Origin of the sequence: Nonomuraea roseola (genome assembly GCF_039535395.1) — a bacterium.
Classification (GTDB): domain Bacteria; phylum Actinomycetota; class Actinomycetes; order Streptosporangiales; family Streptosporangiaceae; genus Nonomuraea; species Nonomuraea roseola.
In genome coordinates this window covers 5,141,237-5,160,079 of the sequence record NZ_BAAAXC010000015.1, presented here as the reverse complement: position 1 = coordinate 5,160,079, position 18,843 = coordinate 5,141,237, and the positions used below count along the sequence as shown (strand labels likewise).

Sequence of the window (18,843 nt, the reverse complement as noted above, 5' to 3'; positions counted from 1 at the left end):
GGCGCTCAGTCCTGTGGTGGGGGCAGCGGCCCGCCCGAGCGGATGAGCCGCTGGATGTCGTCGACGACGTCCCAGACGTTGACGTTCATCCCGGCGATCACCCTGCCCTCGCGCAGCCAGTAGGCGATGAACTCCAGCTCCTCGCCCCTGGTGACGACCTGGTCGTAGCCCGTGGTGTCGCCGCTGAACTCCATGCCGAGGTCGAACTGGTCGGTGTAGAAGTACGGCACGCGGTCGTAGACGACCTCCTGCCCGAGCATCGACCTGGCCGCCGCGGGGCCGCCGTTGAGCGCGTTGGCCCAGTGCTCGACGCGCAGCCGCCTGCCGTAGAGGGGGTTGTAGGACTCCGCGACGTCTCCCGCGGCGTAGACGTCGGGGTGGGAGGTGCGCAGCGCGGCGTCGGTGAGGATGCCGTCGCCCACCTCGAGCCCCGCCTCGCGGGCCAGGCTCACGTTGGGGGCGGCGCCGACGCCCGCGACGACCAGGTCGGCGGGCAACCGCTCGCCCGTGCCGAGCCGTACGCCGTCCGCTTCGACCTCCTCGGCGGAGACACCGAGCCGCAGGTCCACGCCGTGGCGGCGGTGGACGTTCGCGAAGACTTCGCCCAGCTCGGGGCCGAGCACCCTGTGCAGCGGGGTGGGCTCGGGTTCGACGACGGTGACCTCGCAGCCCGCCTCCCGCGCCGCCGCGGCGCTCTCCAGCCCGATCCAGCCCGCGCCGATGATCACCACTCTGCCGCCCGCGGCGAAGCCCGCCTTGAGCGCCTCGCTGTCGGCCACGGTCCGCAGCGTGTACGCCTGGCCCGGCAGGGTGCGGGGGCTGGCGCCGGTGGTGATGAGGAGCTTGTCGTACGACATGCGTGAGCCGTCGTCGAGCGCGACCTCGTGCGCGTCCAGCGCGATGCCGGTGACGGTGACCCCGAGCCGCAGGTCGATCTCCTGGTCGGCGTACCAGTAGGGCGGATGGACGAAGATCTTCTCCCGCTCGCTCCTGCCCTGCAGGTAGCCCTTGGAGAGCGGGGGCCGCTCGTAGGGCCGCTCCTCCTCGGCTCCGATGAGCACGACCTCGCCGTCGAAGCCCTCTTCCCGCAGCGTCTGCGCGGCCTTGGCTCCTGCGAGCCCCGCGCCGACGATCACAAAGGTTGCCATGTTCGGAGTATCGTCCCTCGCGGTCGCGGAGGCGGGCCGACTCTCGGAACCACCCGTCAAGGACCCGGGCTCAGTGGGTCAGCGGGAGAGGCGGCGGTGCCAGGCGACGGCCGAGGTGTCGGTGAGCGAGGCGATCTGGTCGATCACCACGCGCACCCTGGCGGCGTCGTTCTCCGCGCCGGTGAAGGCGGGTCTGAAGGCGGGTTCGAGCGTGTGGGGCGCGCCGAGCGTGATGAGCGAGGCCAGCTCCGAGATCAGCTCGCGCTGCCTGGCCTGGTTGGCGTGGTGGTCGTCGGTGGTCATGACGTAGTGCGCGGTGACGCCCTTGAGCAGCGCGCACTCCAGCCGCGTCGCCCGCGGCACGACGAGGTCGGCGTGATGGCGGTAGCCGAAGGCCTCCTTGGTCGCGGCCTCGGCCGACCGGCAGAAGCGGCCGATGAGGCCGCTGGTCAGGGCCTTGAGCCCGGCCAGGTCGGCGAGCGTGGCCTCGAAGCGGCGGGGCCAGAGCGGGAAGTCCAGCAGCCGGTCGAAGGCCTGCTCGAGCTCGGCGCAGGTGGCGTCGGGAACGTACCAGGTGCGGGTCAGCTCGCAGACGGCCTCGCGCTCGGTCGGCGAGTGCAGCGCCCCAGGGGTGACGTGGCCCGAGTGGAGCGCGTCCTCCAGGTCGTGGACGGAGTAGGCGACGTCGTCGGCCCAGTCCATGATCTGCGCCTCGAAGCTCACCCGCTTGCTGGGCGCGCCGTCCCTGATCCACTCGAAGACGGGCAGGTCGTCGTCGTAGACGCCGAACTTGCCCGCGCCCGCGCGCGGCCACGGATACTTCACCGAGGCGTCGAGCGAGGCCCTGGTGAGGTTGAGACCCGCGCTGCCGCCCTCGCCCGTCAGCACCTTGGCCTCGAGTCTGGTGAGCAGCCGCAGGCTCTGCGCGTTGCCCTCGAAGCCGCCGCACGAGGCGGCCAGCTCGTCCAGCGCGCTCTCGCCGTTGTGTCCGAAGGGCGGGTGGCCGAGGTCGTGGGCCAGGCAGGCGGTCTCGACCAGGTCGGGGTCGACGCCGAGCGTGGCGCCCATCTCCCTGCCGACCTGGGCGCACTCCAGGGAGTGGGTGAGCCTGGTGCGCGGGATGTGCTGGCCGACCCCGAGGGTCTCCGCGGGCCCTACCACCTGGGTCTTGGCCGCCAGCCTGCGCAGGGCGGAGCTGTGGAGCACCCTGGCCCTGTCGCGCTCGAACGCGCCCCTGTCGGGGTTGCCGAGCGGCTCGGGAACCCATCGTTCCTGGTCATGGTCGCTGTATTGGCCCATAAGTGCTGTGAGTGTACCCATCCGCACCGAAGGCTCACTGCAGCTGGCTGTAGCACCGTCTCTGCAGGTGGCCGGATTCTGCTTTCCTGATCCGTTTTCTAACGTCGTGGTCATGAGATTTCGGATGAAGAGGCGGCACTCGTGAGCGACGTCGTCACCCTTGAGCGGGTCACCAGGTCGTACGGGAGCGTCACCGCGCTCGACGAGGTCTCGCTCGGCTTTCCCCGTGGCAGGTTCGTGGCCGTGATGGGCCCTTCGGGCTCGGGCAAGAGCACGCTGCTGCAGTGCGCCGCCGCGCTGGACACCCCGACGTCCGGCACGGTCAGGATCGGCGGCGTGACCGTCAGCGGGCTGAACGAGACCAGGCGCACGGAGGTGCGCAGGAAGCATGTCGGCTTCGTCTTCCAGTCCTACAACCTGCTGCCCTCCATCACCGTCGAGGAGAACCTCACCCTGCCGCTGCGGCTGGCGGGCGTCCGCCCCGACAGGGCGTGGCTGTCGGAGCTGGTCGAGAGGGTGGGGCTCGGAGGGCGGCTGCGCCACAGGCCCGCCGAGCTGTCCGGCGGGCAGCAGCAGCGCGCCGCGCTCGTCCGCGCGCTGGCCGCCAGGCCCGACGTCGTCTTCGCCGACGAGCCCACGGGGGCGCTCGACCTGCGCAGCGCGGCGGAGGTTCTGGGGCTGCTGCGCGAACTGGTCGACGAGCTGGGCCAGACGGTGATCATGGTGACCCACGATCCCGCCGCCGCGGCGCGGGCACACGAGACGCTGGTGATGGCCGACGGCAGGGTGGTGGATCTGCTGTCCGCGCCCGCCCCCGAGGAGCTGGCGGTACGGCTGACGCGACTGAACGGAGCGCTGACGTGATCAGGACGGCGCTGGCCATGTCGGGCCTCGGCGGCCTCGTCGTGGCCTTCTTCGCGGTCTTCGGCGGGATGGCGCTGGTGACGGGGACCGGCGTGATCGTCGAGTCGGGCCTGCGGTCGCAGGTGAGCTCGACGCGGCTCACCGGGGCCGACGTGGTGGTCTCCGCCCGGCAGCTGGTCCCGAGGAAGGAGGACCTGCCGGTGGCGCTCCCCGAACGCGCCACGCTCCCCGCGTCGGTCGTGGACAGGCTGTCGCGGCTGCCCGGCGTCGAGTCCGCCGTGGGCGACCTGAGCTTCCCCGCCGCAGTCGTTCCAGGGAGGCCGAGCACTTCCGGTGATGTCGTCCCCGGGACGGGCGGGCGTACCGGCCCTGCCGATCCGGCGGCGGCGGGGCACGGGTGGTCGTCGCTGGCGCTTTCGGGCGGCAGGGCGGTCGAGGGCGCCCCTCCGAGGCGGGACGGCGAGCTGGCGATGGCGGGCGCGCGCGTCGGGCAGGAGGTAGAGGTGATCGCGGGCGGCCGTCCTGGCCGCTACCGGGTGACGGCCGTGATCGACGCGCCCGGCCTGTACTTCGCCGACTCCACCGCCGCCAAGCTGTCGGGAAGGAGCGGCAGGGTCGATCTCGTGGCGCTCCGCGCCGAGCGGGGCGTCACCGCGCAGGCCGTGGCGGCCGAGGCGGAGCGGCTGCTCGGAGACCGCTACGTGATCTCCACCGGTGGCGCGAGGGGCGACGCCGAACGGCCCGGCACCGCCGCCGCGCGCGGCATGCTCATCGCGCTGCCCGCCTCGATCGGCGGCATCAGCCTGATCACGGTCGGGTTCGTGATCGGCGGAGGACTGTCGCTCTCGGTCAACAGGCAGCGCCGCGACCTCGCGCTGCTGCGCGCGGCGGGCGCCACGCCCCGCCAGGTCAGGCGGCTGGTCGCGGTCCAGGGCTGCGTGGCGGCGCTGGCCGCGCTGCCGCCCGGCGCCGCGCTCGGCTACTACCTGGCCGCCCGCCTGGGCGAGCTGCTGGAGGGCACGGGGGCGCTGCCGCCCGACCTGCCCCTGACCTACGGCCCGCTGCCCGCCGTTGCCGCCGCCGTCCTGCTGTTCGGCGTGGTCAGGCTCGCGGCGTGGACCGCCTCGCTGAAGGCGTCGCGGATGCCGCCCGTCTCGGCCGTCGCCGAGTCGAAGGCCGAGCCCCGCGGGCCGTCCAGGGTGCGGACGGGGGGCGGCCTGCTGCTCATGCTGGTCGCGCTGGGGCTGTCGGCCACGCCGCTGCTGGTCCGCGGCGAGATCGCCGGGCTCGGCCCCGCCACCGCCGCCCTGCTCGCGATCGTCGGGCTCGCCTTGGCGGGGCCCATGCTGGTGCAATCCGCCATGGGGGCGCTGGCGCGGCGGCTGCCGTCCGGGCTGTCGGCGCCCCTGTGGCTGGCGGTCACCAACACTCACGGCTACGCGCTCAGGACGGCGGGCGCCGTCGCCGCTCTCGGCATGATGGTCACGCTCGGGCTGAGTGTCGTGCTGACCCAGACCACGATCAGCCAGGCCAAGGCGGACGAGGTGAACGCGGGCCTGGCCGACGTCGCCTCGGTCTCCGCGCCGAGACTGGGGGGCGTCCCGCACGGCCTGCTCGACGACGTGCGCGCCCTTCCCGGAGTCGCGGCCGCCGCCCCCGCCTCGACGACCACGGTGCTGACCCGCTCGCTGGCCGTGGGCGACGAGCCCGGCCTGCACGCCAGGACCGCCATGGTCCTGGGTCCCGAGGCCGGGGGCGTCGTCGACCTCGGCGTGGTCGAGGGCAGCTTGGGCGAGCTCGAGGGCGACACCGTCGCGCTCGACGCCGGCCTGGGCGAGGTCGGCGAGCGGCTCGACCTCCTCATGGGGGACGGCACGCCGGTGCGGGCGCGCGTGGTCGCGACGTACTCGCGGGCGCTCGGCTTCGGCGCGCTGGTGCTCTCGCGCGACCTGGCCGCGGGACACACGACCACGGGCCTCGACGCGGAGATCCTGGTACGGCCCGCCACGGCCGACCTCTCCTCTCTGGCCACGACCTGGCCTGGAGCGGAGGTGTCGCAGCGGGCGGCCGCCTCGATCGCGGACGCGGACGCCACGCAGGGACTGGTGAACATCGCGGTGCTCGCCGTGCTGATCGGTTATGTGCTGGTGTCGGTCGCCAACCGGCTGGTGGCCACGACCACGGGCAGGGTCGAGGAACTGGTGGCGCTACGGCGGCTGGGCGCGACGCCCGGTCAGGTCAGGCGGATGCTGCGCTGGGAGTCGCTGGTCATCGCGCTCGCCGCCTGCGCCGCGGGGCTGGTGCTCGCGGGCGTGCCGCTGGTCATGCTGAGCGTCGGATTCCTCGGCAGGCCATGGCCCGCGGGCCCGCTGTGGCTGGTGCCCGCGAGCGTGCTCGTGGTCGCCCTGGTGGTGTGGGCCGCGGTCAACCTTCCGGTCAGAAGGCGGCATCTCGCCCTATAAGGTCATCGGCGTGACCACCGCGTTCCGTGCCGTGCTGGCCTTCACCCTCCTTGCCGGCTTCTACGTGCTCGTCGGCCTGATCCTGGCCGCCGCCATCTTCTTCGACGTCCTGCTGTTCGTCGACTTCCACGCCAGGGGCGTCCAGATCGCGATCGTGCTCACGCTCGCGGCGGGCGCGCTGGTGCGGGCGCTGTGGATGGTCAGCCGCAGGAGCCAGGGCGAGGAGCCCGGGCTGGCGGTCGGCAGGGAGCAGGAGCCCGAGCTGTGGCGGACGGTCGAGGAGCTGGCGCAGCGGGTCAAGACGGCCCCGCCCGACGAGATCAGGCTGGTCGCGGAGGTCAACGCCGCCGTCGCGGAGGACACCCGCTTCCTCGGCCTGTCGTCGTCGAAGCGGCGCATGTACATCGGGCTGCCGCTGCTCCAGACGCTCACGCTGGACGAGGCGCGGGCGGTGCTCGGGCACGAACTCGGCCACTACTCCGGCGCGCACACCCGCCTCGGCGCGCCGGTCTACCGGGGCAGGGTCGCGCTGATCGCGACCGTGCAGGGGCTCGGCAACCACCCCTTCATCCGGCGGCTGTTCCTCGCCTACACCAAGCTCTACCTGCGCGTCTCCCAGGCGGTGTCGCGACGGCAGGAGCTGGAGGCCGACTCCTTCGCCGTCGCGATCGCCGGGCGGGCGGCGATGTCGAACGCGCTCACCAAGGTCCGCGACACGGCGCGGGCCTGGCACCTGTTCACCGAGGACTACCTGTCGATGACCGGCATCGCCGGCAACAGGCCCGCCTCGGTCTTCGGCGGGTTCCGCGCCCTGGTCGGCGACCCCGTGCGACAGGCCGAGCTGGCCAGGCTCGCCGAGCAGCCTGAGGAGAGCTCGCCGTACGACTCGCACCCGAGCCTGGGCGAGCGCCTGGCCGCGATCGCGCTGCTGCCCGAGCCCCCGCACGTCCCCGACCCTCGCCCCGCCACGGTGCTGCTGCGCGACGCCTCGGTCGCCGCACACGCCCTCGAGCAGTCTTTCTGGACCCAGGAGGCGCTGGCCATGCGGCCGGTGTCCTGGGAGGACCTGGTGGCGCGTGGGATGTACACGGCGGTGAACGAGGAGGCGCTGCGCGACCTGGCCGTGGCGGGGCAGCGGGTGATGGGGGCCGCGCGGCCGTACCTCGACGCCGCCTTCGAGGCGCTGGCGCGCGGTCAGCGGGCCGCGCTGGAGGGCGAGCTGCGCGGGCTCGGCTGGGAGCCCTCGGAGAAGCTGCTCGCGTCGGTGCTCGGCAGGGCGCTGGAGGCGACGCTCATCCAGCACGACCAGGCGCGATGGGCGTTGTCGTGGTCGGGGCCCGCCAGGCTGCTGTTCGAGGACGGCGAGGAGGTGCTGGTGGCCGACTACGCCGCCCAGGTCGTCGCCGACCCTTCGGGCGTGCAGGGCATGCGCTCGTGGCTGGCGGGCCTGGGTGTGAAGCCCGACTTCGTGCCGGCCTGACAAGCGCCGGACCCCCGAGCAGGCCGGGGGTCCGGGCGCGACGGTCAGCGGGTGTCGGAGGCACTCTCCTGGAGGGCGGCGCGGGCCGCCTCCAGGCGGGCGACGGGAACCCTGAACGGCGAGCACGACACGTAGTCGAGCCCGGCCTCGTGGCAGAAGTGGACCGAGTCGGGATCGCCGCCGTGCTCGCCGCAGATGCCGAGCTTGAGGTCGGGCCTGGCCTTCCTGCCCTCCTCCGCCGCGATCCTGACCAGGCGGCCGACGCCGTCCCTGTCGAGGGTCTCGAACGGGGAGACGCCGAAGATGCCAAGCTCCAGGTAGCGGGAGAAGAAGGCGGCCTCGACGTCGTCGCGGGAGAAGCCCCACGCCATCTGCGTCAGGTCGTTGGTGCCGAAGGAGAAGAACTGCGCGGCCTCGGCGATCTGTCCCGCCGTGAGCGCGGCCCTGGGTGTCTCGATCATGGTGCCGACGAGCGCGTCGACGCCGACCTCGGCCAGGATGCCGACCGCCTCCTCGCGTACCGCCTCCAGCTCCTGTACGGCGGCGACCAGCGGGATCATGATCTCGGGCCTGGCGCCCCGAACCTCGCGGGCGGCCTCGGCGATGGCCCTGACCTGCATGGCGAACAGGCCGGGGATGACCAGGCCGAGCCGTACGCCCCTGAGGCCGAGCATCGGGTTCTGCTCGTGCAGCCGCTTGACGGCGACCAGCAGGGCGCGCTCCTTGTCCGAGGCGTCGCCCTTGGCCACCTTCACCGACAGCTCCACCAGGTCGGGAAGGAACTCGTGCAGCGGCGGGTCGATGAGCCTGATCGTCACCGGCAGGCCGTCCATGGCCTGGAAGATCTCGATGAAGTCGCTCTTCTGGAGGGGTTCGAGCGCGTCGAGGGCGGACTGCCGCTCCTCCTCGGAGGAGGCGAGCACCAGATCCTCGACCAGCTGACGGCGATCGCCGAGGAACATGTGCTCGGTACGGCACAGCCCGATGCCCGCCGCCCCGAAGCGCCTGGCGCGCGCGGAGTCCTCGGCGTTGTCGGCGTTGGCCCGCACGCCGAGCGTGCGCACCTCGTCGGCGTGCTTCATGATCCGGTCCACCGCGCGGACGAGGTCGTCCTGCGGGGCGGCGCCCTCGAAGTACTCGACCACCGCCGAGTCCATGACCGGCACCTCGCCGAGGAAGACCTCGCCCGTGGAGCCGTCGATGGAGATGACGTCGCCCTCGTTGACGGTGACCCCGCCCGGCGCGGTGAAGCTGCGCGAGGAGGTGGAGACCTCCAGCTCCTCGGCCCCGCAGACGCACGTCTTGCCCATGCCGCGCGCGACCACGGCCGCATGCGAGGTCTTGCCGCCGCGCGAGGTCAGCACACCCCTGGCGGCGATCATGCCGGACAGGTCGTCGGGGTTGGTCTCACGCCTGACCAGGATGACGTCTTCGCCCTGCCCGGCCAGCTCGATGGCGCGCTCGGAGGTGAAGACGACCTTGCCCACCGCGGCGCCGGGTGAGGCGTTCATGCCCTTGGTGAGGAGCCTGCGCTCGCCCTCCGAGGAGAAGCGGGGGAACATCAGCTGGGCGAGCTGGTCGCCCGTGATCCTGGTGACCGCCTCGTCGATGCTGATGAGGCCCTGGTCGACCAGCTGGGTGGCGATGCAGAACGCGGCGGCGGCGGTGCGCTTGCCGACCCTGGTCTGCAGCATCCAGAGCTTGCCCCGCTCGATGGTGAACTCGATGTCGCACAGGTCACGGTAGTGGTTCTCGAGCTTCTCCATGATCTGCAGCAGCTCGTCGTAGGAGCGCTTGTCGATGCGCTCGAGCTCCTGCAGCGGGATGGTGTTGCGGATGCCGGCGACGACGTCCTCGCCCTGGGCGTTCTGCAGGTAGTCGCCGTAGAGGCCCTGACGGCCCGAGCCGGGGTCACGGGTGAAGGCCACGCCCGTGCCCGAGTCCTCGCCGAGGTTGCCGAAGACCATGGCCACGATGTTCACCGCGGTGCCCAGGTCGGCGGGGATGCGCTCCTGGCGGCGGTAGAGGATGGCGCGGGGGGCGTTCCACGAGTCGAAGACGGCCATGACGGCCAGGCGCATCTGGTCGCGCGGGTCGGAGGGGAAGTCCTTGCCCGTCTCCGAGCGGACGATGCCCTTGAAGGTCTCGACCAGCGCCTGCAGCTCCTCCGCCGCCAGGTCGGTGTCCTGGCGGGAGCCCTTGAGCGACTCGAGGGCGTGCTCGAACAGGTCGCCGTCGATGCCGAGGACGGTCTTGCCGAACATCTGGATGAGCCTGCGGTAGGAGTCCCAGGCGAAGCGCTCGTTGCCGCCGGCCTGCTTGGCCAGGCCGTGCACGGACTCGTCGTTGAGCCCGATGTTCAGCACCGTCTCCATCATGCCCGGCATCGAGAACTTGGCGCCTGAGCGAACGCTGACCAGCAGCGGGTCGTCGGCCTGGCCGAGCTTCTTGCCCATCGCGGACTCCAGCGCCGCCAGGTGCTCGGCGACCTCCGCCTCGAGCCCGTCAGGGACTGCGCCCTCCGCCAGGTAGTGGCGGCACGCCTGAGAGGTGATCGTGAATCCAGGGGGGACGGGCAGTCCGAGATTGGTCATCTCGGCCAGATTGGCGCCCTTACCTCCGAGAAGATCCTTGAGATCCTTGTTGCCCTCGGTGAAGTCGTAAACGTACTTGGCCACCGCAACTCCTTTGTGAACGCCTCCGTCCCGGACTCTACCGATAAAGACCGACTTGAAACTGCACCCCTCGGTTAAGTCCCTGTTTCGCCAGGTCAAGCCCTATACACCGGTCTAATCCACTGAAATTCAATTGGTTTATACCAATTGGTGTAAACCAATTTCTTGAACCATCGCCATATGCGGCGCACAATCGCGTCATGGCCACCCCCACCCGGCGCGAAAGGCTCCTGGCGGGCTCCGCGCGCGCGGCGACAGGCACGGCGGGCTATCTGGACGACCGGCTGGGCCTCGGCCGCTGGCTCGCGCCGAACCTGCGCAAGCTGTTCCCCGGCCACTGGAGCTTCCTGCTGGGCGAGCTGGCCCTCTACGCGTTCGTGATGCTGCTGCTGACGGGCACGTTCCTGACGCTGTTCTACAAGCCGCACCCCGAAGAGGCGTACGCGTCGGTCGTGGCGATCTCCACGGAGGTGCGCGGCGGCCTGCTGGTACGGCAGCTGCACCACTGGGCCGCGACGGTGTTCGTGCTGTCGATCGTGGCCCACCTGTTCCGCGTCTTCTTCACCGGCGCCTTCCGCAGGCCGCGCGAGCTGACCTGGATGATCGGCGTGACGCTCTTCGCCCTGGTGCTGTTCGAGTCGTTCCTCGGCGTCTCGTTACCCGCCGACCAGCTCGGCGGGACGGGTCTGCGCCAGGCCGACAGCCTGCTGCTGTCGATCCCGCTGGTCGGCACCTACCTGTCGGCGTTCCTGTTCGGCGGGTCCTTCCCCGGCGACGCCGTCCCCCGCCTGTTCGTCGCGCACGTGCTGCTGGTCCCCGGGATTCTGGCCGCGCTGGTGCCGCTGCACGCGCTGGTCCTCACCTGGAGGCAGAAGCACACCGACTTCAGGGGGCCGGGCGTGAGCGGCGTGCCGTTCTTCCCCTCCTTCGTGGTGAAGCAGGGCATCACCTCGCTCGGCACGTTCGCGCTGATCTCCGCGCTGGCCACGCTGGTGATCGTGAACCCCGTCTGGCTGCACGGCGCCTACACCCCCGCAGGGCCGCCGCCCTCCGCGCAGCCGTTCTGGTACTACGGCGTCCTGGACGGCGCCCTGCGGCTGGTGCCCGCCTGGGAGCTGACCCTCGGCGGCTTCACGCTCTCGCTCGGCCTGCTGCTGCCGATGCTGGCGCTGGCCGCCTTCTTCACGGTGCTGCTGCTCTATCCCTCGCTGGAGCGGCGCTTCACCGGCGACAGGCGGACGCACGACGTGCTCGACCTGCCGAGCGCCGCCCCCGTCCGCACCGCCCTCGGGATCGCGGTGATCACGTTGTTCACCGTGGTCTGGGCGGCCACGTGGACCGCCCACCCCGTCGTCCTGTACGGCCTGCGCGTCGCCGTCCTCGTGCTTCCGCCCCTCGCCTACGCCGTCACGCTGGCCGTGTGCCGGGCCAGGGGCCGCTAGCGCAGGCCCGCGCCCTTGAGGAAATCCGTCAGCGGACCGTTCTTGAGCTTGCCCTTGCGCAGATCCTTGAACAGGTCACGGGTCAGGCTCAGGACCTTGTCCTGAGCCGCGCTCTCGTCACCCGCCACCGCCGCCCTGGCCGCCTCGCGGATCTGCTCGTGCGCCTTGGCGGCGGTCTTCGGGTCGATGCCGCCCTCGGCCTCCTGCAGCAGGACGGCCCTGTCGAACTCACCGAGCCACTTCTGCCAGCCACCGGAGGGCGCGTAGGCCTTGGTCTCGCCGTCGTCGCCTTCGTCGTCCTCCGGCTCGGGCGAGCCCGTCTCCCTCAGCGACTCCACCGGGGTCGGCGAGGGGGTCGGCTCAGGCGCGGGCTGCGTGGCGGGCGTGGAGACGGGCGCGCTCGTGGGCGTCGGGGACGGCGTGCCCGAGCCGCCGTTGAGCAGCGTCACGCCGAGAGCCACCGCCGCGATCACCGCCACACCGGCCACCGCCTGCAGGATCAGCCGCCTGTTCTGCCGGCTCGGCTCGGAGGGGGCGGGAGGCTCGGCCGCCCACGCGCCCGTCACCGGCATCGTGGCGCCCCTGCGCAGGTCCGCCGTCGCCGCGGCGTCGGGCGCCGGCATGACGGCCGTGGGATTCGGGGCCGTCACGGCGGGGAAGGCGAAGGCCGCGAAGGCCTGCCGTACCTGCTCGGCGTTGGCGGGACGGCCTGCGGGCTCCTTGGCGAGCATGGCGACGATGAGCCTGTCCAGCCCCGCAGGCACGTCGGGCCTGATCTGGGCGGGTGGCACAGGCGGCTCGAAGATGTGCTTGCGCATCAGGTCGGCGGCCCCGCCCGAGAAGGGCGGCTGCCCGCACAGCAACTCGTAGGCGACGCAACCGAGGGCGTAGAGGTCGGAGGCCGCGGTGCCCGCCTCCCCGTTGATCTGCTCGGGGGCGAGGTAGGCCGCGGTGCCGACGACCGTGCCGACCGTCGTGAGGCGGGAGGTCTCGCTGGCCACCTGGGCGATGCCGAAGTCGACGATCTTGAGGGTGCCGTCGGCCGTCCTGTGCAGGTTGGCGGGCTTGATGTCGCGGTGGATCACTCCGGCCTTGTGCGCGGCGTCGAGGCCGGAGGCGGCCTGGCTCATCAGGCGGCACACCTCGGCGATGCCGTACCTGTGGCCGTCGGTCAGCTCGTCGGCCAGGCTGCGGCCCGTCAGCAGCTCCATCACCAGGTAGGGGCGGCCGTCCTGCTCACCGGTGTCGAAGACGGTGACCACGTTGGAGTGCACGATCTGCGCCGCGGCCCTCGCCTCGCGGGCGAAGCGCTCGCGGGCGGCGGGCTGCGTCACCTGCGGCGCGAGGATCTTGACGGCCACCGCCCTGCCGGTCCGCGGGTCGTGTCCCCGCCAGACCTCGCCCATACCGCCGCGCCCGATCGGCTCGTCCAGCTGGTAGCGCCCGTCCAGCATTTCCGGCATATATCCCGCCAATGACTCAGATTTCCTCGTATTCCGAGCCAACCTATATGTTCACGACACCAGCGAGGGGATTGATCGTCGGCACCGGGCTCTCGGCGCCCGCGCGCGACGGCAGCCAGAGCACGAACGTGCTGCCCTCGCCCAGCTGGGAGAAGACCGCCACCCGCCCTCCGTGCGACTCCACGATCTGCCTGACGATCGCCAGGCCGAGCCCGGTGTGCCGGTCCTTGCGGCTGGCCTCGCCGCGCCAGAACCTGTCGAAGACGCGCGGCCTGTCCTCCTCGGAGAGGCCGGGGCCCCCGTCGCGGACGGCCGTCCAGAGCCAGCCGCCCTGCCTGCCCGCCGCCACCTCGACCGTGCCGCCGGGGGGCGAGAGCCGTACGGCGTTGGACAGCAGGTTGGCCACCGCCCTGCGCAGCGCGTCGTGATCGCCTGTCATGGGCAGCTCCCCGGTCAGCGATCGGGTCAGCGTGAGGCCGCGGGCCTGGGCCAGCGCGGTGTACTCCTCGGCGGCCTCGTCGGCCACCTGGGTCAGGTCGAGGTCGCTGTCGGCGAAGGCGGTGCCCTGGCGCCTGGCGCTGGCCAGCAGATCCTCCACCAGCCTGGTCATGCGCGTGGTCGCGCGGTCCACGATCGCGACCGCGCGGGCCCGCTCCTCCTCGGTGGCCTCGGGCGAGGCCAGGACCGCGTCGACGTTGGTCCTGATGATCGTCAACGGGCTGCGCAGCTCGTGCGAGGCGTCGTCGATGAGCTGGCGCTGCGCCCTGAAGGCCTCCTCCAGCCTGTCGAGCATCGTGTCGACGGTGTCGGCCAGGTCGCGCAGCTCGTCCTTCGGTCCTTCGAGCCTGATCCTCCTGGACAGGTCGGTGGCCTGGATCTCGTCGGTGGTGCGGGTGATCGCCCTGACCGGGCGCAGCACCCTGCCCGACAGGATCCAGCCGATGAGGAGGCTGGCCACGAAGAGGAAGACGAGCGTGGCCAGGGAGTAGTCGCGCAGGGTGGCCATCGTCTTGACGTTGATGGCGTTCTCGACCTCCTCGACGAAGACGACAGGGGCCTTGCCCAGGTACTCGCCGTTAGAACGGTAGGTCTTGGCGTACTCGGTGGTGTAGGGGCGCTGCTCGGTCGAGGTGGACACCACGTAGTAGATGCCGCCCAGGACCAGAGCGGCCAGCGTGAACAGCAGGGCCGAGTAGAGCACGGTCATCCTGAACCTGATGGTATGGATCATGCGTCCTCCCTCAGCCGGTACCCCCTGCTGATCACCGTCTCGATCAGCCCCTCCTCCTGCAGCTTGCGGCGCAGGTTGCCGACCGTGACGCGGACGGTGTTGGTGAAGGGGTCGGCGTGCTCGTCCCACACGTGCTCCAGCAGCTCCTCGCTGGAGACCACATGGCCTGGCTTGGTCATGAGGTAGTGCAGCACGCCGTACTCCTTGGGCGTCAGCGCCAGCGACCTGCCGCCCAGCGAGACCTCCATGCGCGCGGTGTCGATCCGCAGCGCTCCCACCTCGAGCACGGAGGTCCCGCCGGTCTCTCTGCGCAGCAGCGCCCGCACCCTGGCCAGCAGCTCGGGAAAGGCGAACGGCTTGACCAGGTAGTCGTCCGCGCCCTCGTCCAGGCCCCTGACCCTGTCGTCGAGGCGGTCGCGGGCGGTCACCATGATGATCCGCACCCCGCTTCCCGAGGCCCTGGCCGTACGGCAGAGCTGGAAGCCGTCGCCACCTGGCAGGTTCAGGTCGAGCAGCACCAGGTCATAGGTGTTCACCTGGAGCTTCTCCGCCGCCGAGGGGGCGTCGTAGGCGACGTCCACGGCGTAACCGGCCCGGATCAGGCCCACGCGCAACGCGTCGACCAGGTCCTCCTCGTCTTCGACGACCAGTAGTCGCATGCTGTGCACCCTAGTTTCGGATGATGCTTTCCGCGATCGGAGCGGCTCTGTCGATCGGGATCGCGAAGCCGATCCCGATGTTGCCTCCGCCCCTGCTCGTCGCGATCGCGGTGTTCACCCCCACCACCTCTCCCCGGGCGTTGACCAGCGGGCCACCGGAGTTGCCCGGGTTGATGGAGGCGTCGGTCTGTACGGCGGTGCGCCTGCTGCTGCCGCCCAGCCCCACCTCCCTGTCCAGGGCGCTGACGATGCCCGCGGTCACCGTCCCCGACAGGCCGAGAGGGGAGCCGATGGCCAGCACCTGGTCGCCGACGGCCAGCTCGCTCGACCTGCCGAGCCTGGCGGGGGTGAGGCCCGAGGCGTCGCCGACCCTCAGGACGGCCAGGTCCTCGTCCTCGTCCTCGCCGACCACCGTGGCGCCCAGCCTGCGTCCGTCGTTCAGCACCACGGTAGCGGTGGTGCCGAGGCCGACGACATGGGCGTTGGTCAGCACGTGACCGCTGGCGTCGATCACGAAGCCCGAGCCGCTGCCCCTCCTGGTCTCGACGGAAACCACGCTGGGCAGCACCTGGGCTGCGGTGGCGCTGAGCCCCTGTGCCGGTGTCCTGCCCTGTCCCTGGCTCTGTCCCTGGCTCTGTCCCTGGCCGGGGGCCTGGGCGGCGGGGACGCGGGGCAGGGCCGCGGGGGCGGGCTCGGACCCTTCGATGAGCCGCGCCCCCGCGACACCCGCCGCCCCGCCGGTGAGCGCGGCGACGAGCGCGGCGGTCACCAGGAGGCGGCCTCTGGGGGCGGCCGCCACCCTGCCGCCCGCGACAGGCGTCGGTGGCGTGAGCCCCTGCCGGTGCCCGGGCAGCGTGCCCGAGCGGAAGTCGGGGCCTCGCGGCTCGCCCAGACCGTTCATGGTGTGATCCCTCGTCGTGGTCATGGCAGCCTCGAGAACCACAGCATCGAGCCGATCGCCGCCAGCGCGGCCAGCAGCAGGCCAGCTCCGACGAACCACGGCCAGATCTCCTGCCGCTCCGTCCGGTAGCCGACCGAGGTGCCGATGTCGTCGTAGACCGCCTGCAGCTCGTCGCCGCTGGCCGCCTCGTAGAAGCCGCCGCCCGCCGAACGGGCCAGCTCCTGGAGCGCGGGGGCGTCGACGGGAACGGGGATCTGGTTGCCCTGGATGTCGATGGTGCCGGTCTGCGTGCCGTACGCGATGGTCGTGACGGGCACCCCTCGCTCGGCGGCCGCCCTCGCGGCCTCGGGAAGGGGGCGGCCCGTGGTGTTGGAGCCGTCCGACAGCAGCACGATGTGCGCGGGCGGCGGCTCCTGCTCGGTGTCGAGCCCCTGGATGGCCTCCAGCGAGGAGTGGACGGCCTCTCCGATCGCCGTGCCCGAGGCGGTGGTGAGCCTGCCGAGCGCGGCCAGCACCGCCTGCCTGTCCGTGGTCGGCGGAACGGCCACCGACGCCTGGCCGGAGAAGGCGACGAGGCCCAGGTTGAAGCGCGGCGGCAGGCCCTCGACGAACTGGCGGGCGGCCTCGCGGGCGGCGGTGAAGCGGTCGGGCGCGACGTCCGTGGCCTCCATCGAGGCGGAGACGTCGAACGCGACCATGATCGTCGCGCGCTCCCTCGGGACCTGGACCTCCGCGGTCGGCCTGGCGAAGCCCACCACGAGCAGCACCAGCATCGCCAGCAGCGCCGCGGCGGGGGCGTGCCTGCGCCAGCCGGGGCTCTTGGGCGCGACCTTGTCCAGCAGGTCGAGGTTGCTGAAACGGACGGCGTAGGCGCTGCGCCGCCTCGACATCACGAGGTAGGTGACGGCGATGAGCGCCACGGGGATCAGCAGGAGCAGCCAGATGGGCGCCAGCAGGCTCATGCCGCCTCACCTCCAGGACCTCTCCCCCACGGCCTGCCCGGAGCGGCGGGGCCTTCGGAAACGACCCCGCTCCCCCGTGGGCCTCGGCCCTCGCTCCGGTCCGGGGACGAAAAGCCCGAGGTGGTGTCCCCGTCAGAACCCCCGCGCACGGCGGTGGCGCGGGGTGCCGGGGCCAGGCGCGCGAGCCTGCGCTGGCGCAGCACGTGCTCGACGAGGTCACGCACCCAGTCGCCGTCCGTGCGCAACCGCAGGTGCGTGGCGCCCGTCCCGCGCAGCGCGGCCGAGATGGCCGCGCGCTGGGCGGCGGCCGCCTCGGCGTACCGCAGGCGCAGCCTGGCGTCGCCCGTGGACACCTCCCTGCGTCTGCCGCTCTCGGGGTCGATCAGCGTCAGCACCCCGACGTCGGGCAGGGCCAGTTCGCGAGGGTCGACGACCTCCACGGCCAGCACCTGGTGCCTGACCCCAAGACGCCGCAACGGCCCCTCCCACGAGCGCGGGTCGTCGAGGAAGTCGGAGACCACCACGACCAGGCCGCGCCGCCGTACCACCCTGCCGAGCTGTTCGAGCGCCGCCGCGAGGGGCGGCTCCGCCACCCCCGGGGAGGTGCGCGGCAGCCCGAACATCTCCTGCAGCAGCGCCATGAGGTGCGGCCTGCCCGTCCTCGCGGGCAGCCTGCGCACCCCGCCGCCGTGCAGCAGGTGCGCCCCGATCCTGTTGCCCGTGCGCTGCGTCAGGAACCCGACCGCCGCCACAGCGGCCAGGGCCAGCTCCCTCTTCTCCATCTTCGCGGTGCCGAAGTCCATGCTCGCGGTGGCGTCGAGCAGCGTCCACACCTCCAGCTCCCTGTCCACGACCAGGTCCCTGACATGCGGCGCGGCGGTGCGCGCCGTGACGTTCCAGTCGATGCGCCGCACGTCGTCGCCCGCCTGGTACGGCCTGGCCTCCGCGGGCTCACTGCCCTGCCCCGGCACCAGGCCCAGGTGCTCGCCCTGCAGCAGGCCGTCGAGCCGGCGGGTGACGATCAGCTCCAGCCTGCGCAGGGCCGGCTCGGCGGCCAGGTAGGGCCTCATGCCGCCGCCTCCTGCTGTGGAGCGACCACGGGCAGCGGCACGGTCTCGACCAGCCTGTCCACGATGTCCCTCGACGTGACGCCCTCCGCGAGAGCGTCGAACGACAGCACGAGCCTGTGCGCCATCACGTCGTGCGCCAGGTCGCGCACGTCGTCGGGCAGCACGTAGTCGCGCCCCCTCAGCAGCGCCAGGGCCCGCGCCGCGGCCAGCAGCCCGAGCGTGGCCCTCGGCGAGGCGCCGAACGCCAGCGACCGCTCGACGTCCTGCAGGCCGTACCGCGCGGGCTCCCTGGTGGTGAGGACAAGCCGCACCGCGTACTCCGCGATCGCATGGTGGACGAACACCTCCTCCGCCCGCCGTTGCAGGGCGACGATCCGCGCGGGGTCGAGGACGGGCTGGGGGACGGGCGGGTCCACGCTCATCCTGTAGACGATCGCCAGCTCCTCCGACTCGCTGGGATAGCCCACGTCGATCTTCATCAGGAAGCGGTCGCGCTGCGCCTCGGGCAGGTGGTAGACGCCCTCGGACTCGATCGGGTTCTGCGTGGCCAGCACCAGGAAGGGCGCGGGCATCGGATGCGTGACGCCGCCGATGCTGACCTGGCGCTCCGCCATGATCTCCAGCAGCGCCGACTGCACCTTGGCGGGCGCCCTGTTGATCTCGTCGGCGAGCACGAGGTTCGCCATGACGGGCCCGAGCTCGATGTCGAAGCTCTCGGTGGACGGGCGGTAGATCCTGGTGCCGACGATGTCGGAGGGCACCAGGTCGGGCGTGAACTGGATGCGCGCGAACGAGCCGCCGACCACGGTGGCAAGCGTCTCGGCCGCGAGCGTCTTCGCGATGCCCGGCACCCCTTCGAGCAGGCAGTGCCCCTTGGCCAGGACCGCGACCATCAGGCGTTCGACCATGTGGTCCTGCCCGACGATCACCCTCTTGACCTCGAACAGCGCCTGCTCCAGCAGGTCGGGCTCGGTCATGGCGTGACCTCGTGCGGGCAGTCGTCGACCACGACTCTGAGTTCGAGCGCCGTCGGCTCCGGTTCGGCGAACGAGGCCGCGCTCCCCGTCATGACGAGCGCGACACCGGCCAGTACGACGGCCCCCACCTTCCAGCGTGATGTGCGTGCCATGGATCCTCATGTCCCTTCGTAGGTTCACGAGGAATGTCATCAAGAGGGCGCGAAAACC

At 71.9% G+C, this 18,843-nt stretch carries 15 protein-coding genes; 4 read left to right on the top strand and 11 right to left on the bottom strand.

Going from position 1 to position 18,843, the window contains the following annotated elements; genetic code table 11:
- Positions 1–5 precede the first annotated feature (5 nt).
- Both ABFX55_RS47800 and ABFX55_RS47795 read right to left on the bottom strand, forming a co-directional pair.
- A complete protein-coding gene (locus ABFX55_RS47800) occupies positions 6–1,148 on the bottom strand; it encodes an NAD(P)/FAD-dependent oxidoreductase (RefSeq protein WP_346130685.1) in 1,143 nt (380 codons plus the stop codon).
- A 78-nt stretch (positions 1,149–1,226) separates the two neighbouring features.
- Positions 1,227–2,447 carry a deoxyguanosinetriphosphate triphosphohydrolase gene (locus tag ABFX55_RS47795; RefSeq protein WP_346130684.1) on the bottom strand — a complete coding sequence of 407 codons (1,221 nt, stop codon included), beginning with the start codon at positions 2,445–2,447 and terminating at the stop codon, positions 1,227–1,229.
- A 141-nt stretch (positions 2,448–2,588) separates the two neighbouring features.
- Here ABFX55_RS47795 and ABFX55_RS47790 point away from each other — a divergent pair, with 141 nt between their 5' ends.
- The 3 genes from ABFX55_RS47790 to ABFX55_RS47780 are packed head-to-tail and all read left to right on the top strand — an operon-like array spanning position 2,589 to position 7,253.
- Positions 2,589–3,311, top strand: a complete 723-nt coding sequence (locus ABFX55_RS47790; protein WP_346130682.1) for an ABC transporter ATP-binding protein — start codon at positions 2,589–2,591, stop codon at positions 3,309–3,311.
- Positions 3,308–5,773 (top strand): ABC transporter permease, encoded by a 2,466-nt coding sequence (locus ABFX55_RS47785; RefSeq protein ID WP_346130680.1) that lies wholly within the window; start codon positions 3,308–3,310, stop codon positions 5,771–5,773. Before ABFX55_RS47790 ends, ABFX55_RS47785 begins: the two co-directional genes overlap by 4 nt.
- Before the next feature lie 10 nt (positions 5,774–5,783).
- The gene (locus ABFX55_RS47780) at positions 5,784–7,253 is read left to right on the top strand and encodes a M48 family metallopeptidase (RefSeq protein WP_346130678.1); all 1,470 of its coding nucleotides are present in this window, start codon (positions 5,784–5,786) and stop codon (positions 7,251–7,253) included.
- Positions 7,254–7,297: 44 nt separating this feature from the next.
- Here ABFX55_RS47780 and ppdK read toward each other — a convergent pair whose 3' ends face one another.
- Positions 7,298–9,931 (bottom strand): pyruvate, phosphate dikinase, encoded by a 2,634-nt coding sequence (gene ppdK, locus ABFX55_RS47775; RefSeq protein ID WP_346130677.1) that lies wholly within the window; start codon positions 9,929–9,931, stop codon positions 7,298–7,300.
- 197 nt (positions 9,932–10,128) lie between these two features.
- Between ppdK and ABFX55_RS47770 the strand changes: the two genes are divergently transcribed.
- Positions 10,129–11,370 (top strand): cytochrome b, encoded by a 1,242-nt coding sequence (locus tag ABFX55_RS47770; protein ID WP_346130675.1) that lies wholly within the window; start codon positions 10,129–10,131, stop codon positions 11,368–11,370.
- Here the strand turns inward: ABFX55_RS47770 and ABFX55_RS47765 are convergent.
- The 8 genes from ABFX55_RS47765 to ABFX55_RS47730 are packed head-to-tail and all read right to left on the bottom strand — an operon-like array spanning position 11,367 to position 18,785.
- The gene (locus ABFX55_RS47765; protein WP_346130673.1) at positions 11,367–12,833 is read right to left on the bottom strand and encodes a serine/threonine protein kinase; all 1,467 of its coding nucleotides are present in this window, start codon (positions 12,831–12,833) and stop codon (positions 11,367–11,369) included. The genes ABFX55_RS47770 and ABFX55_RS47765 overlap by 4 nt on opposite strands.
- Before the next feature lie 43 nt (positions 12,834–12,876).
- Positions 12,877–14,064, bottom strand: coding sequence for a sensor histidine kinase (locus ABFX55_RS47760; RefSeq protein WP_346130671.1), 1,188 nt, complete (start codon positions 14,062–14,064; stop codon positions 12,877–12,879).
- Positions 14,061–14,723: a response regulator transcription factor gene (locus ABFX55_RS47755; RefSeq protein ID WP_183657960.1), complete on the bottom strand. Its 663-nt coding sequence runs from the start codon at positions 14,721–14,723 to the stop codon at positions 14,061–14,063. Before ABFX55_RS47755 ends, ABFX55_RS47760 begins: the two co-directional genes overlap by 4 nt.
- Before the next feature lie 10 nt (positions 14,724–14,733).
- On the bottom strand, positions 14,734–15,624 hold the full coding sequence (locus ABFX55_RS47750) for a S1C family serine protease (protein WP_346130669.1): 891 nt from the start codon (positions 15,622–15,624) through the stop codon (positions 14,734–14,736).
- 20 nt (positions 15,625–15,644) lie between these two features.
- On the bottom strand, positions 15,645–16,586 hold the full coding sequence (locus ABFX55_RS47745) for a VWA domain-containing protein (protein WP_346130667.1): 942 nt from the start codon (positions 16,584–16,586) through the stop codon (positions 15,645–15,647).
- On the bottom strand, positions 16,583–17,656 hold the full coding sequence (locus tag ABFX55_RS47740; protein ID WP_346130665.1) for a DUF58 domain-containing protein: 1,074 nt from the start codon (positions 17,654–17,656) through the stop codon (positions 16,583–16,585). Before ABFX55_RS47740 ends, ABFX55_RS47745 begins: the two co-directional genes overlap by 4 nt.
- Positions 17,653–18,633 (bottom strand): AAA family ATPase, encoded by a 981-nt coding sequence (locus ABFX55_RS47735; protein WP_346130663.1) that lies wholly within the window; start codon positions 18,631–18,633, stop codon positions 17,653–17,655. The genes ABFX55_RS47740 and ABFX55_RS47735 overlap by 4 nt, the downstream gene beginning before the upstream one ends.
- Positions 18,630–18,785, bottom strand: coding sequence for a hypothetical protein (locus ABFX55_RS47730; RefSeq protein WP_183657948.1), 156 nt, complete (start codon positions 18,783–18,785; stop codon positions 18,630–18,632). Before ABFX55_RS47730 ends, ABFX55_RS47735 begins: the two co-directional genes overlap by 4 nt.
- Positions 18,786–18,843 lie beyond the last annotated feature (58 nt).

What these genes read in the sequence shown, in the direction of transcription:
- ABFX55_RS47800 (WP_346130685.1), bottom strand. Translation starts at nt 1,148, where the DNA reads ATGGCAACCTTTGTGATCGTCGGCGCGGGGCTCGCAGGAGCCAAGGCC.
- ABFX55_RS47795 (WP_346130684.1), bottom strand. Translation starts at nt 2,447, where the DNA reads ATGGGCCAATACAGCGACCATGACCAGGAACGATGGGTTCCCGAGCCG.
- ABFX55_RS47770 (WP_346130675.1), top strand. Translation starts at nt 10,129, where the DNA reads ATGGCCACCCCCACCCGGCGCGAAAGGCTCCTGGCGGGCTCCGCGCGC.
- ABFX55_RS47765 (WP_346130673.1), bottom strand. Translation starts at nt 12,833, where the DNA reads ATGCCGGAAATGCTGGACGGGCGCTACCAGCTGGACGAGCCGATCGGG.
- ABFX55_RS47760 (WP_346130671.1), bottom strand. Translation starts at nt 14,064, where the DNA reads ATGATCCATACCATCAGGTTCAGGATGACCGTGCTCTACTCGGCCCTG.
- ABFX55_RS47755 (WP_183657960.1), bottom strand. Translation starts at nt 14,723, where the DNA reads ATGCGACTACTGGTCGTCGAAGACGAGGAGGACCTGGTCGACGCGTTG.
- ABFX55_RS47750 (WP_346130669.1), bottom strand. Translation starts at nt 15,624, where the DNA reads ATGAACGGTCTGGGCGAGCCGCGAGGCCCCGACTTCCGCTCGGGCACG.
- ABFX55_RS47745 (WP_346130667.1), bottom strand. Translation starts at nt 16,586, where the DNA reads ATGAGCCTGCTGGCGCCCATCTGGCTGCTCCTGCTGATCCCCGTGGCG.
- ABFX55_RS47740 (WP_346130665.1), bottom strand. Translation starts at nt 17,656, where the DNA reads ATGAGGCCCTACCTGGCCGCCGAGCCGGCCCTGCGCAGGCTGGAGCTG.
- ABFX55_RS47735 (WP_346130663.1), bottom strand. Translation starts at nt 18,633, where the DNA reads ATGACCGAGCCCGACCTGCTGGAGCAGGCGCTGTTCGAGGTCAAGAGG.
- ABFX55_RS47730 (WP_183657948.1), bottom strand. Translation starts at nt 18,785, where the DNA reads ATGGCACGCACATCACGCTGGAAGGTGGGGGCCGTCGTACTGGCCGGT.